The organism is Affinundibacterium flavidum (assembly GCF_014284175.1).
Classification (GTDB): domain Bacteria; phylum Pseudomonadota; class Gammaproteobacteria; order Burkholderiales; family Burkholderiaceae_D; genus Undibacterium; species Undibacterium flavidum.
The window spans coordinates 303,960-317,438 of record NZ_JACOGA010000002.1 but is presented as its reverse complement, the minus strand read 5'-3'; the positions used below and the strand labels follow the sequence as shown (position 1 = coordinate 317,438).

Annotated in this window: 11 protein-coding genes; 8 read left to right on the top strand and 3 right to left on the bottom strand. The window is 46.5% G+C overall.

Features of this window, described 5'->3' with window-relative positions; all coding sequences use genetic code 11:
• Positions 1 to 258 precede the first annotated feature (258 nt).
• The 8 genes from H8K55_RS03110 (at position 259) to H8K55_RS03075 (ending at position 10,347) form a co-directional block, all read left to right on the top strand.
• Positions 259 to 2,127 (top strand): ABCB family ABC transporter ATP-binding protein/permease, encoded by a 1,869-nt coding sequence (locus tag H8K55_RS03110; protein WP_186940556.1) that lies wholly within the window; start codon positions 259 to 261, stop codon positions 2,125 to 2,127.
• 42 nt (positions 2,128 to 2,169) lie between these two features.
• On the top strand, positions 2,170 to 3,129 hold the full coding sequence (locus tag H8K55_RS03105; RefSeq protein WP_186940555.1) for a LysR substrate-binding domain-containing protein: 960 nt from the start codon (positions 2,170 to 2,172) through the stop codon (positions 3,127 to 3,129).
• A 188-nt stretch (positions 3,130 to 3,317) separates the two neighbouring features.
• Positions 3,318 to 4,025: an ABC transporter permease gene (locus H8K55_RS03100; RefSeq protein WP_186940554.1), complete on the top strand. Its 708-nt coding sequence runs from the start codon at positions 3,318 to 3,320 to the stop codon at positions 4,023 to 4,025.
• Entirely contained in the window at positions 4,022 to 4,750 is a 729-nt protein-coding gene (locus tag H8K55_RS03095; protein ID WP_186940553.1) for an ATP-binding cassette domain-containing protein, read from the top strand. The genes H8K55_RS03100 and H8K55_RS03095 overlap by 4 nt, the downstream gene beginning before the upstream one ends.
• A gap of 15 nt (positions 4,751 to 4,765) precedes the next feature.
• On the top strand, positions 4,766 to 5,590 hold the full coding sequence (locus tag H8K55_RS03090) for an ABC transporter substrate-binding protein (protein ID WP_186940552.1): 825 nt from the start codon (positions 4,766 to 4,768) through the stop codon (positions 5,588 to 5,590).
• A 67-nt stretch (positions 5,591 to 5,657) separates the two neighbouring features.
• Positions 5,658 to 6,290 (top strand): 3'-5' exonuclease, encoded by a 633-nt coding sequence (locus H8K55_RS03085; protein ID WP_186940551.1) that lies wholly within the window; start codon positions 5,658 to 5,660, stop codon positions 6,288 to 6,290.
• A gap of 62 nt (positions 6,291 to 6,352) precedes the next feature.
• The gene (locus tag H8K55_RS03080) at positions 6,353 to 7,126 is read left to right on the top strand and encodes a hypothetical protein (protein WP_186940550.1); all 774 of its coding nucleotides are present in this window, start codon (positions 6,353 to 6,355) and stop codon (positions 7,124 to 7,126) included.
• Between the two features lie 62 nt (positions 7,127 to 7,188).
• Positions 7,189 to 10,347, top strand: a complete 3,159-nt coding sequence (locus tag H8K55_RS03075; RefSeq protein ID WP_186940549.1) for a S9 family peptidase — start codon at positions 7,189 to 7,191, stop codon at positions 10,345 to 10,347.
• Positions 10,348 to 10,480: 133 nt separating this feature from the next.
• Here the strand turns inward: H8K55_RS03075 and H8K55_RS03070 are convergent, their stop codons facing one another.
• The 3 genes from H8K55_RS03070 to H8K55_RS03060 form a co-directional block, all read right to left on the bottom strand.
• On the bottom strand, positions 10,481 to 10,963 hold the full coding sequence (locus H8K55_RS03070) for a DUF6265 family protein (protein ID WP_186940548.1): 483 nt from the start codon (positions 10,961 to 10,963) through the stop codon (positions 10,481 to 10,483).
• Positions 10,964 to 11,109: 146 nt separating this feature from the next.
• Positions 11,110 to 12,270, bottom strand: a complete 1,161-nt coding sequence (locus H8K55_RS03065; RefSeq protein ID WP_186940547.1) for a site-2 protease family protein — start codon at positions 12,268 to 12,270, stop codon at positions 11,110 to 11,112.
• Positions 12,271 to 12,504: 234 nt separating this feature from the next.
• Positions 12,505 to 13,416, bottom strand: coding sequence for an SDR family NAD(P)-dependent oxidoreductase (locus H8K55_RS03060; RefSeq protein ID WP_186940546.1), 912 nt, complete (start codon positions 13,414 to 13,416; stop codon positions 12,505 to 12,507).
• Positions 13,417 to 13,479 lie beyond the last annotated feature (63 nt).

Below are 13,479 nucleotides of genomic sequence, written 5' to 3'. Positions count from 1 at the left end.
GGGAAGTGCCCTATGAACTCAACGATGCAGTGAAGAATGACTGAACGCGTTACAATCGCTAGTTGTAATGCAATCTCAAGCTAATTCGTTCATCGTTCTTAATTTCCTAGTTTGATTTTTTTAGCTCGACGTTTCTTTTTTATATTGCCTGATGCATATTTTTCAGTTCTTCCTGCAGTGCTTTCTGCACTGATGCAAAAATGCTGTAGCGCAATATAGTTCAATCATATAGCAAATTTCTTTTCTTGATCATAAGCCATGCGCCGAAATTCACAAGCTTCTGCACCTGCCAGCCCTAGCGCCGTACGCGGTGATTGGTCTACCGTTAAAACTTTACTACCGTATTTGTGGGCCTATAAGTGGCGCGTATTGCTTGCCTTAAGTTTCTTAGTCGGCGCGAAGTTGGCGAATGTGGGCGTGCCGCTAGTCCTCAAAGAATTAGTGGATCGCCTTACCGTCAATCCACTCAGCCTGACCACTTTGATGGTGTTGCCGATTAGCGTCTTGATTGCGTATGGCGTGTTGCGCCTGTCGACGACTTTGTTCACGGAGTTGCGTGAATTTGTGTTTGCCAAAGTCACGCAAAGGGCAGTGCGCACGATCGCCTTGAAAGTATTTCGCCATTTACATGCCTTGTCCTTGCGCTTTCACTTAAACCGGCAAACTGGTGGTATGACGCGAGATATCGAACGTGGCACGCGGGCGATTTCTTCTTTGGTGTCATTCGCTTTGTTTAGTATCGTACCGACGCTCTTAGAAATTGGCTTGGTGCTGACTTATTTGTTCGTCAAATACGATCATTGGTTTGCCATTATTACCATTGTCGCCTTGATCGCTTACATCGTTTTCACGATTGCAGTGACTGAGTGGCGCACTAATTTTCGCCGCACCATGAATGAACTGGATTCGAAAGCCAGTACCAAGGCAATTGATTCCCTGCTCAATTACGAAACCGTGAAGTATTTTGGGAACGAAGAATATGAAGCCCAGCGCTACGATCAGGGTTTGCAAAGTTACGAAAAAGCGGCGGTAAAATCACAAACAACATTGTCCATGTTAAATGCCGGACAGTCCTTGATTATCGCCACGGCAGTCACGCTGATCTTATGGCGCGCAGCACAAGGTGTGATCGATCAAAGCATGACCTTGGGCGATTTGGTACTCGTTAATGCTTTCATGATTCAACTCTACATTCCTTTGAACTTTTTAGGCGTCTTGTACCGTGAAATCAAACAGAGTTTGGCAGACATGGAAAAACTGTTTAACTTGATGGACCAAAACAAAGAGATCGCCGATAAAGAGCAAGCACCGGCCTTAGCCTTGGCAGATCATGCGTCACCTGATGTGGTATTTCAGCGGGTGAATTTTAGCTATGAAGAAAAACGTCAGATCTTGTTTGATGTTGATTTCAAAATTGTCGCTGGTACGACGACTGCGGTGGTCGGGCATAGTGGTTCGGGTAAATCGACTTTATCCCGTTTGTTGTTCCGTTTTTACGATATTCAATCCGGTGCGATACAGATCGCTGGACAAAATATCATGGATATTACTCAGCACTCTTTACGTCAGGCGATAGGTATCGTGCCGCAAGATACGGTTTTGTTTAATGACACGATAGGCTACAACATTGCCTACGGCAAACCAGGTGCTACGCAAGAGGACGTGATTGAAGTCGCGAAGGCCGCTTACATACACGACTTTATTCAAAGCCTGCCTGATGGTTATGACACCATGGTTGGGGAGCGCGGATTAAAATTGTCGGGCGGTGAAAAACAGCGCGTGGCAATTGCCCGAACCTTGCTCAAAAATCCTGCGATCATGATTTTTGATGAAGCGACTTCAGCACTCGATTCTAAGTCTGAACAAATGATACAAGCGCAATTGAAACAGATCGCCAAGAGTCGTACCAGCTTGGTGATTGCGCATAGACTGTCCACCATTGTCGATGCACAGCAAATTTTGGTGATGGATAAAGGCCGCATTATTGAGCGTGGTACGCATTTAGAATTGATGGCCTTGGCGGGTGCGTATGCGCAGATGTGGGAACGTCAACAACATAACAATGCGGTGACGAGCGAGTTGGACGTCATTGAAGCTGCCCATGCTGACCATGCTGTCAATGCCTAGTTTTATATTTGCAAATGAAATCGCTTTTTCTGGATAAGTAATATGGAAACAAAATGGCTAGAAGATTTTGTCTCGCTGGCAGAAACCAATAGTTTTAGTCGCTCGGCCGAATTGCGGCATGTGACGCAACCTGCGTTCTCACGCCGCATACAGTCTTTAGAGGCGTGGTTGGGAGCAGATTTGATTGATCGTACTTCTTATCCAACGCGCTTGACGACAGCAGGCGAGATATTTTTCGAGCAAGCGATCGCCATGCTCGGGCAGATCAATAATGCACGCGCTCTATTGCGTGGCAAACGCACTTCAATTCAAACCACGGTGGATTTTGCAGTTCCACACACACTCTCGCTGACTTTTGTGCCGAAATGGCTGAGCGATTTGCAGCAAAATTTCGGTGATATCAATAGTCGCTTGCTGGCTCTGAATGTGCATGATGCCGTGATGAGTCTGGTCGAAGGTGGCTGTGATTTGATGCTCTGCTATCACCATCCACAACAGCCGCTCTTACTCGATCCTGCGCAATACGACATGATCAGTATGGGCAGCGAAACGCTGCGGGCGTACGCACGTTGCGACAAAAGTGCGCAAGCTGATTTTATGTTGCCCGGCACAATAGAACAGCCTCTGCCATTTTTGGCCTACGCGAATAATGCTTATTTGGGGCGTATGGTGGATTTGATTTTGACGCAAACCAAACAAGCACTGCACTTGGATAAGTGCTATGAAACGGATATGGCAGAAGGCTTAAAAATGATGGCTTTAGAAGGCCGTGGCATTGCTTTTTTGCCAGAGTCAGCTGTAACACGTGAACTCAAACAAAAGCAATTGGCACGTGCTGACGGTGGCTCTGATGCCTGGGAAGTCAGCATGGAAATTCGCCTGTATCGTGAACGCCCGTCTGAGCAAAAGCCAGGTAAACCCGTGGTCGCGAAATTATGGGATTACCTGACGCAAAAATCGCAATTGGCGAATAAATCAAAAACGGTACGTTCACAGCGCTAGTGTGTTAGTGCACTTACGCACCTAGGCATCAACGCATGTTCGTTTGTACTGAGCAATTTATTGATGTGTAGTGCATTTCCGTTGCTCTCTTCAGACCGACTGTCTATGATGGCACTTATGTATAGATACTTACTCGCTTTCCCATACCTGTGCCATTTGTACAGGATTCGCTATGCAGTGGAGTCTGCATGAATTTTCTCGAACACTTGCAAGCAGCTGTACGCCTGTTATGGTCAGCCGATGCGGATTTATGGAAGATCATTGCAGTCTCATTGCACAGCGCGATTTCTGCTTTGCTGTTGGCAACGCCTTTGGCCTTGGTGTTCGCCTATTGGCTCGCTAGTCGCCGCTTTTTCGGACGGCGTTTTTTGCTGTGGCTAATTCAAGCGAGTTTGTCATTTCCGACCGTATTGATCGGTTTGCTCTTGTATTTGCTCTTGTCGCGCCAAGGTTATTTGGGGGCTTGGCATTGGCTATTTACCAGCAAGGCTTTGGTAGTAGGGCAGGCATTGATAGCATTGCCTATTTTGATGGCGTTTGCCTTCACCGCTTTGCAGGCACTTGATCCGCGTTTGGCGGAGACGGCAATTTGTCTCGGCGCTTCACGTTGGCGAGTGATGTTGACGATCTTTCGCGAAGCACGATTTTCCTTGATGGCGGCAATTATTCATGCATTTGGGCGCGTGATTTCTGAAGTCGGCTGTGCGATGATGGTAGGTGGGAATATCGCCGGAGAAACCCGCACCATGACTACCGCCATTGCACTAGAAACCAGCAAAGGCGAATTCGCCCAAGGCATTGCTCTCGGAATGATATTGTTATTACTCGCATTGACGATGAATGCTTTGCTGCTGATTTTTCAGGGCGATGCAGGGCAGTCGGGAGCGCGCTTATGAGCCTGCAATTGGTGTCATCAGTCGCTTCGACCAGTCCCGTAAAATCAGACCAAGACTTGTTAGTCATCCATCACCTGCGCAAATCTTTCGACGACAAAATTCTGCTAGATATCAAGAATCTGCATTTGAAAACTGCCAGTGCGTATGTCTTGACGGGGATGAATGGCGTCGGCAAAACCATTTTGCTAAGAATTTTGGCAGGGCTGGAAAAGCCAGATGATTGTAGTCTTGATTTTTTAGGTCAAACTCATCAACTCTCAGCTTATCCCAAGTTGATGCGCGAAGCTATCGTTTATGTACATCAGCATCCGGTGATGTTTAATATGAGCGTGGCGGAGAATATTGCCTATGGTTTGCGTGCGCGTGGTTGGGCGAAAAAGCGGATTCAAGAAACGACAGAGCAAGCATTGGATTGGGCTGGACTTAGCGGTCTGCGACATCGAATGCCCGCTGGTTTGTCCGGTGGCGAAAAGCAAAAAATTGCTTTGGCCCGTGCCAAAATTCTCCAGCCACGTTTGTTAATGTTAGATGAACCGACCGCGAACTTAGATGGTGCGGCGCGTGAGCAAGTGATTGCCTTAATTCCAAGCTTGGTCGCGCAAAATAGCTCAGTCGTCATGGTCTGTCATGACAAAGATCTGATTAATTTGCCGCAAATATGTCACTATAAATTGCGCGATGGGCGGATTGAAGATCGTAGCGATAAACATAGCCATGAAACCTGAAAATGGAAAGTAACGATGAAAAAAATAATCACAGCTAAAAAGTTCACACACTTTTTATTGGTAATGGCAATGACAGTAAGCACCGCCAGTGTTTTGCCGGCCTCGGCACAAGACATACTCAAGATGTCGACAACCACCAGCACCGAAAATTCCGGCTTACTAAAATTTCTCTTACCAGCATTTGAAGTAGACACAAAAATCAAAGTGCAGGTAATTGCAGTTGGTAGTGGCAAAGCCCTGGAGCTGGCAAAAAATGGTGATGTGGATGTGACACTGGTACATGCGCGTGATGCGGAAGACCAGTTCGTCGCTGCAGGATACGGTGTCAATCGGCGCGATGTGATGTATAACGATTTTGTGGTCGTCGGTCCTGAGCAAGATCCTGCTGGTGTAAAGAAAGAAACGGACTTGCTGGCTGCTTTAAAACGCATCATCGCATCTCAAGTGCGCTTCATTTCGCGTGGCGATAATTCCGGCACGGATGTCATGGAACAAAAATACTGGAAGCAACTAGGTGATAAACCGAAAGCGACTGCTTATGTCTCCGCAGGACTTGGCATGGGTGAGGTGTTAACCATGGCAGCCGAGATGCAAGCCTACACCTTGAGCGATAGGGCTACCTATGCGGCCTACAAAGCGAAGACGGGTTTGAAAATTGTTTTGCAAAGCGATAAGCGTATGTTGAATCCCTACGGCATTATCGCCGTCAATCCACAAAAATATCCTGACATTCATTATGCAGCGGCGATGAAATTGATTAACTGGATTACCTCTGATGCGGGCAAAAAGAAAATCGCAGAATTCAGGGCGAATGGCGAACAAGTTTTCTTCCCCTATTAATTGATTTTGAACACCTAGACACCTGAGCCACAAGCATTCCCCACATGTCATTCGACGGAGTCCATAATTGAGCAGCGCTATCAAACAAGAACATTTTGAACATACTGGAAGTGACACAGAATTGGTGAGGGATCTACCAGCTTATCCAGGCATTGCACCGGACAGAATCATCCTGGTCAACACGGCACAGGATTTAAGGCTTGCGCATCAACACTTGATGCAAGCGAAGACCTTGGGCTATGACACTGAATCTAAGCCAGTCTTCACGGTTGGTCATAGTTCGGATGGTCCACATCTGATTCAATTGGCGACCGAGTCCCATGCTTTCCTTTTCCCTTTAGTCAAAGCTGAACAAAGAGCATTAAGCCACGCGCTGTTGAAAGAAGTGTTGGAATCAAATCAGATTCGCAAAGTAGGTTTTGGTTTATCTGATGACAATCAAATGCTGATGAAAAAATTGGCCATCAAGATTACCAATGTACTCGACTTATCACGTAGCCTGAGTGACAACCGAAAAAAGCAAATGGGCGCGAAACGTGCAGTCGAAAAATATTTTGCACAGGTACTACAAAAATCTAAACGTGTGTCCACGTCAAACTGGGCGGCAGAGCATCTGAATGATAAGCAATTGAAATATGCAGCAGATGATGCGCAATCGGCTTTGTTGGTCTATCTCGCAGCTAGTAAATTAACTGAATAGACTGAACTACAGGATCTAAATTAGGTCATAGTCTACTTATGCTTTAGCGAAAAAGGAATTTCATGAATAGTCGTCATCATTTTTTATTAAGCTTCGCTATCCTTGGCTTAAGTGCTACAGCTAATTTCGCACATGCTGATGGTTTATCTGATTTAAAAACCGCGTTGAATCGCTTGCAAGGTCAAACACCTTTGAAGGCAATTGTCGAAGCGAAAACTTGGAATCGCCAAGGTGACGGCAAAGATCTGGAAGAAACTCATGGTCATGCCAGCGTCAGTGTGGAAGAGAGCACGCGCGGCTTGCAGGTTTTATACAGCAAAGACATGTTGGCGAAATTGGAAAACGAAGAGCGTCAGCGCGAAAAAGACAGCAAAGCGAAAACGCCGACTTTGTCCGCTTTGAATGAAGTGAATTCGTCAGCATTACGACCTATGATTTCCGCCGCGGCGAGTTTAAATCGTAGTTTGGAGAAAGCAAATTTTAAAGGTGAAAAAGCCGATGTCTTTAACGGCAAGCCTGCACGTCTATTGAATTTTGAAATGTCTATGGACAAGCTCAGTGAAAAAGAGCGCAAGTACATGAAGAAATTCGATGGGCAACTCGATATCTGGATCGCTGCCGACGGCACGCCACTAGCCAGTCGTAGTTCTCAAGCAGTTTCTGGTCGCGCCTATATCGTCATCAGTTTTGAAATGAAGAGTGAAGAAGATTGGGTCTATGGCACAGTCGGTGATCGTCTGGTTGCATTGAAAAAAGAAAGCAAAAATAGCGGTTCTGGTATGGGTGAGAAAGGCGAAAGTAAAGTGACTAAGACTTTGCAAATTCAGACTTTGTAAACGATCCATTTCCCCCTAAAAATAGCATCAACAATAACAGCAAAAATTAAGGATGAAGAATAATGAAAAAAATCACACAGCAATCTGTTCAATCTGCACTCGGCTTTAATGCCACAAGTTTGTTACGACCCGTCACTGCCTTGGTATTAGTGCTTGGACTGCATGCGGTAAGCGTGCCGCAAACTGCGATGGCGCAAGTGAACAGTACGAAAGAAACAACGAGTGCTGTGCAAACGACAAAAAAATTAATTACACATGACGTCTACGCGAACTGGCGCAGTATACAAAATGCTGTATTGAGTCGAGATGGCCTGTGGGCGGCTTACGCCTTGCTTGGTCAAGAATCGGATGGCGAAATTGTCGTGAAAAATTTACGCGATGGCCGCGAGTGGCGAGCCGAGCGTGGTAATGCGCCGGTGTTTAGTTTTGATGGAAAATATTTGGCATTCGCCATCGCACCGACGCGGGCAGAATTAGAGAAAGCCAAGAAAGCGAAAGTCAAACCAGAGGATGCACCTAAGGCGGGTGTCGGTGTGATCGATTTGGCGACTGGCAATCTGGAAAAAATCGAAAGAGTAAAAAAGTTTAGTTTCGCGGAAGAAGGCGGTAGTTTACTGGCGGTACTTTCAGAGCCAGCGAAAGACTTGAAAAAAGATAGCAAGAAAGACGAGTCTGCCAAAGCCGATGCGGATGCTAATGATTTGTCAGATGACGAAGATCAACAGGCGATGGCAGGAGCAATGGGGGCCGCAGGTGCAGCCAAGAAAAAAGAACCGGGTACAGAATTGATTATCTGGGATCTGGCTGGTAATAAAAAAACCTCGATGAAAGACGTGGCCGATATCCTTTGGAATAAGCAAGGTAACTTATTGGCTTATACCGTATCGGTGAAAGAAGCTATCAAGGACGCAACTAAGGACGCAGCTAAAGAAGCATCGAAGGACTTACAAAAAGAAGTCGCGCAAGAAAGTAAAGACGCTGCTAAACCTGATACGAAATCAGCCTCGGCAGCAAGTGAGGGTGTGTATTTATGGTCTACTGAAACTGCCGAATCCAAAGCGGTTCTGCAAGGTGCAGGTAGTTACAAGCATTTGAGTTTCGATGAGCAAGGCAAGCAATTGGCGGTCCTCAGTAATCGCGATGACGTCGCGAAGAAAAAGGATAGTAAAGATGCCGGCGATGCGATGATATACAGCCTGTTTTACTGGCGTGCTGGTGACGTCGCCGCACGCTTATTAGTCAATACAGAATCAAATGGCATGACGAAAGAATGGGCGCCAAGTGAGCATGCGGATTTGAGTTTTAGTAAAGACGGTCAGCGCTTGTTCCTAAGCACAGCAGAAATTCCAAAAGTAACGCCTAAGAACGCACCCGAGCCTATGAAGGTCGATCTCTGGCATTGGAAAGACCCTGAATTGCAGGCGATGCAAAAGGTCAATGCCGAGCGCGATAAACAAAAATCGTACCGTGCAGTCGTGCATTTAGCAGAAGGAAAATTTGTGCAGTTGGCGAATAAGCTGATTCCGCAAGTGATGCTGAACGATAACGCGCAGTTTGCGATGGGTATCAGTAGCTTGCCTTACCGCCAGGCGATGTCTTGGGATAGCCTGCATTACGACGCGTATGCGATTGATATGCAAAACGGCCAGGCGAAATTACTGATAGAAAAAACACGATTCATGCCGCAGTTTTCACCTGCAGGTAAGTACATCATCAATTTCGACGCTGAGAAAAGCGCATGGTGGGCTTACGCTATTGCTGACGGTAAGAAAAGTAACTTAACTGCGCAAATCAAAACGCATTTTGAAGATCAGCAACGCGATACACCAGAACCCAAAAATGCCTTTGGTGTAGCGGGTTGGAGCGCCGACGATGCGAGCGTGGTTTTGTACGATCAATTTGATTTGTGGGAAGTGAATCTGCAAAGTAAAGCGTATCGCAATCTGACAGCTGGATTCGGTCGTAAGAATTTATTGGAACTGCGCTACGTGCATTTAGGCGATCCACGCCAGTCACCGTTGACCAAGGCTTTGCCAGTCGATCAGCCATGGATCTTAGCAGCGACCCATGATGTCAATCAATCGACTGGTTATTACAGCCTCGATCCTCAAGTTCCTTCGACGCAGACCGTGAGCGAGCCTAAGCGTTTAATTCATGCAGACAAATTAATTTCTGGATTGATCAAAGCAAAAGATAGCGATACGACTTTATTTACCCAACAAACTTTCACTGAGTTCCCAGATTTATGGAGCGCAGATTTGCGCTTTGCGAATGCACAGAAGATCAGCTATGCCAATCCTCAGCAGGCGCAATACAACTGGGGCACGCAAGAGATGATTGATTACACCAGTGCCGATGGTAAGAAGCTCAAAGCCTTGGTCGCGAAGCCAGAGAATTTTGATCCTAAAAAGAAGTATCCGATGATGGTCTACATCTACGAAAAGATGACAGACAATATGCATCGTTTTGTGCCACCAGCACCGGGGCAAAATATTAACGTGACGCGTTACGTCAGCAATGGTTATATCGTATTGCGTCCCGATATTGTGTACAAAACAGGTTATCCTGGACAAAGTGCTTTAAGTACTGTCGTGCCAGCAGTACAGCAGGTGATCGCGAAAGGCTATGTTGATCCGCAACGTGTCGGGATTCAGGGACATAGTTGGGGTGCTTATCAGATTAGTTACATGATTACCCGCACGAATATTTTCCGTGCAGCGGAAGCCGGTGCATCGATGGCGAATATGATCAGCGGCTATGGCGGGATTCGTTGGGGTACGGGGATGAGTCGCGCATTTCAATATGAGAAACAGCAAAGCCGTATCGGCGGAACACCTTGGGATAGCACCGCAAAATACGTGGAAAATTCTCCGATATTTTCTGTCGATAAAGTGAAAACACCGTTCCTGACCGTGCATAACGACGATGATGATGCGGTGCCTTGGTATCAGGCGATTGAATTCTTTTCGGCGATGCGCCGTTTGAATAAAGAAGCCTATTGGTTTAACTACAATGGCGAGAAACATGGCCTGCGCGATCGTGACAATATCAAACACTTTACGGTACACATGGGCGAATTTTTTGATCACTATCTGTTGAACAAACCACGTCCGGAGTGGATGGATAAACCTGTGCCGTATTTAGAACGCGGTAAGCGGGATGTGATGGGGCAGTTTGTGCCAGCGAAGGCGGCAGAGAAAGTCGTGGACGATAAGAAGTAGCTTAGGATAATTGTTGTAAGGCTAAAAAAAGAGCGCGGGATAGAAAATATCCCGCGCTCTTTTTTTCTTAATTTTTTTGAGTTTGACTTAGTTTTAGCTCAGTTTGGATCTGGTTGTGTTCGGCTAAAGCAGATTAAGGTTGGCTGGCGCGTTGAAATGCATAGTCTTCCTGCCAAACGATATTTCCATCCCGCACTTTGCGTATTTGCGCTTGCATGCGCTCAGCGCTGAGTTTGGTGTAACTCAGTGTGGTACCGACTTCATTACCGATACCTTCGCAAATCAATTGCTGCGCATCGGCCTGTATTACCTTCAGGCGTAGGGGTTCGTCTTTGCCACGTGTGGCTTTGTCAATTGCCGGGCCAAAAAAATGTAAGCGCACAATCAGATCCTCGCCTTGTGCTTCTATCAGTAATAATTCAAACGCTTTGCTGTTATTACCCTCCAGCGTACGAGAAATGCCGAGCAGAGAATCACCTTGCAAAGACCAGTGTTCGTCGATGTTTTGCTTGGCACTGTTGGCTTGCCAATTGCCAGTCATCCAACGCAGCAGTTGCAGATCAATCCTTGCCTTACTGCCAGTTGTGATTGCTTGAGGATAAGCTAGTGCAGACATTATGCAACAAAGAAAAAGCGTGGCAAGGGCGAAGTTTTTTTTCATACTTTGCATAGCGATTTCCTCAGTTGAATGATGTGACTATTGTGCGTTGCCGACTTCATTGGCTTCGTGTAATTTAGCTGCGATTGTTTAGTTGCAATTATTTAGCTACGTAAAATTTCCATCGGTGCCGACAATGCAGGGTCGCCGCTATGGGAGAAATACCACATGATCGCGACTAATGCGCCGACGGTGAGCAAATACCAAATCGTTGAGAAAATCTGACCATAACGGTCCAGTGGTAATAATGCGCTTTGATGCCGCATTTTCCATTCCATGACGATTTCTATGCTGCCTATCAACATAAAAAAAGCCAAGAAACTTAAGCCCAAAGTATAGCTGCCGACGATGCCGATGACAGAGCCTAGAATCAGCGCCGCCAGACCAAACTTACCATTGATAGAAAAGCCTACGCTCTTCAAAATATGTCCGCCATCGAGTGGCAAGATCGGTAACAAGTTAATCAGATTAATTAAGGCATTAAAATTTGCCAGACCGGCAAAAAATACATTGCCTGTTATCCAGTATGCCAGCATTAGTAACAGTGACAAGCATAGGCCAAAAATCGGCCCCATGATAGAAATCGTGACGTCTTGCCAACGCGTGTTGATTTTGTCCTCGGTCAGTGCCAAACCACCCATAAATGGAATAATGTAAATCCCTTTTGTTTTCATGCCGAAGTAGTGCATCGCACGGATATGACCATATTCATGCACCATCAGGCAGGCAATCAAAGCGACCGCAAATTGAAATGAAAACAACCAAGAGTAGGCAGCAAGACTAGCCAGCCCGAATAGCACTTTGATGATTTTTGCGCTCTTCAGTAATTTAAAGGCGAGCGAGCCTATGCTGAGTAGATTGAATTTCTGCGGCACTTCAGTCTGCACAGTCGGCACCTGACGTTCTATGTCTTTGGTGTTTCGTTCACCTTCACTGACGACTTGTTCGTTCACGAGTAAACGGTAGTTCAGTGAAAATGGTTGCCAGCGTAAATTGCTTTCGAGGCGGATCATGAAGACCTTGGCTGGCTCTTGCTCACTCATGGCTTGCGCTGGTCTTGCTTGCTTGCTATCAGCCGAAATTTGTTCAGCGGCGGGGAGGGCTTGTACACGAATTTCAAACTCATGCGCATACATACCTTCGTTCTCGGCACTCGCATTTTTTTGCGCAACTAAATTATTATCCCAAAATAATTGCTGCCAGCCAGCTAAAGAGCCTTCTAATCTGAGAGGTCTTCCCAGACAATCGATGTTCAGTAGTTCCAATTTAATTCCATGAAAAAGCATTCAATAAACGCGAATTCTATTAGAAAATTGGGCTTTTGACGGATTTTTCTGTGCAGTTATCTTGCGGCGGTTTAGCACCCATAGGCACTAGCAAAATAGAAATTCAATCAAAACCCCTGAACACAGAGGCACTGTGTTGAGAGGTTTGGTTTTAATATCTACGCAAGTCAGGTACAGCGCCTTTGGCGGTACCTGCCCGCTGTGTTGTAAGGCTTAGTCTTTATGGGCACCCATCGCCGCCATAATTTCTTGATGCCCTTGTGCCATGCCGTTTTCAGGAATGCTTTGCGCTTCGGTGTTTTTTACTTCCTGCAAGCGTGCTAATAATTGTTCGTCAATATCATCACCACGTCCCAAGAATAGGCCTTGTGTCAAACTAATGTGCGCTGCCTCGAAACTTCCCGCGCCAGCACATAAAATCGTGCGGTTTGGTGCATCTTGCGCGGCTAACACTAACATGGCGGGAACCACATCACTAGCCTGTATCGCATTGAGCATCGCTTCTGGATAGAGGCCATTGGTCATACGGGTTGCTGCTGTTGGCGCCAAGGCATTGACGCGGATATCGTGTTTAGCACCTTCGATGGAGAGGGTCTGCATTAAGCCGACTAAACCCAGCTTTGCGGCGCTGTAGTTCGATTGTCCAAAATTGCCGTACAGTCCAGACGACGATGTGGTCATCATAATGCGACCATAATTTTGTGCGGTCATAATAGGCCACACCGCTTTACAGCAATTCACGCTACCCATCAGATGCACTTCTATCACCAGACGAAAATCTTCAAGCTCCATTTTGCCAAATGACTTATCACGCAAAATGCCAGCGTTATTAATCATGATGTCGATGCGACCCCATTTATCCATGGTCTCTTGTACCATAGACTGCACTGCCGCAAAGTCAGTCACTGAGGCACTGTTCGCCATTGCTTCACCGCCCGCGGCGATGATTTCATCGACCACGGCTTGTGCTGCACTAGCAGATCCGCCAGAGCCATCGCGTGCGCCACCTAAATCATTGACGACCACTTTTGCTCCGCGCTTAGCGAGCGCTAATGCGTGTTCGCGACCAAGACCGCCGCCAGCACCAGTGACAATAGCAACGCGACCTGAAAAATCTAAGCTCATGGGTTCTCCTTTGTTTGTTATTAAATAAGAATGAGGGATCAAATTGCCTAACGAAGTGGTTCG

Excerpts from the sequence above, each read along its gene's own strand:
- H8K55_RS03110 (WP_186940556.1), top strand. The coding sequence starts at position 259 with ATGCGCCGAAATTCACAAGCTTCTGCACCTGCCAGCCCTAGCGCCGTA.
- H8K55_RS03105 (WP_186940555.1), top strand. The coding sequence starts at position 2,170 with ATGGAAACAAAATGGCTAGAAGATTTTGTCTCGCTGGCAGAAACCAAT.
- H8K55_RS03100 (WP_186940554.1), top strand. The coding sequence starts at position 3,318 with ATGAATTTTCTCGAACACTTGCAAGCAGCTGTACGCCTGTTATGGTCA.
- H8K55_RS03095 (WP_186940553.1), top strand. The coding sequence starts at position 4,022 with ATGAGCCTGCAATTGGTGTCATCAGTCGCTTCGACCAGTCCCGTAAAA.
- H8K55_RS03090 (WP_186940552.1), top strand. The coding sequence starts at position 4,766 with ATGAAAAAAATAATCACAGCTAAAAAGTTCACACACTTTTTATTGGTA.
- H8K55_RS03080 (WP_186940550.1), top strand. The coding sequence starts at position 6,353 with ATGAATAGTCGTCATCATTTTTTATTAAGCTTCGCTATCCTTGGCTTA.
- H8K55_RS03075 (WP_186940549.1), top strand. The coding sequence starts at position 7,189 with ATGAAAAAAATCACACAGCAATCTGTTCAATCTGCACTCGGCTTTAAT.
- H8K55_RS03070 (WP_186940548.1), bottom strand. The coding sequence starts at position 10,963 with ATGTCTGCACTAGCTTATCCTCAAGCAATCACAACTGGCAGTAAGGCA.
- H8K55_RS03060 (WP_186940546.1), bottom strand. The coding sequence starts at position 13,416 with ATGAGCTTAGATTTTTCAGGTCGCGTTGCTATTGTCACTGGTGCTGGC.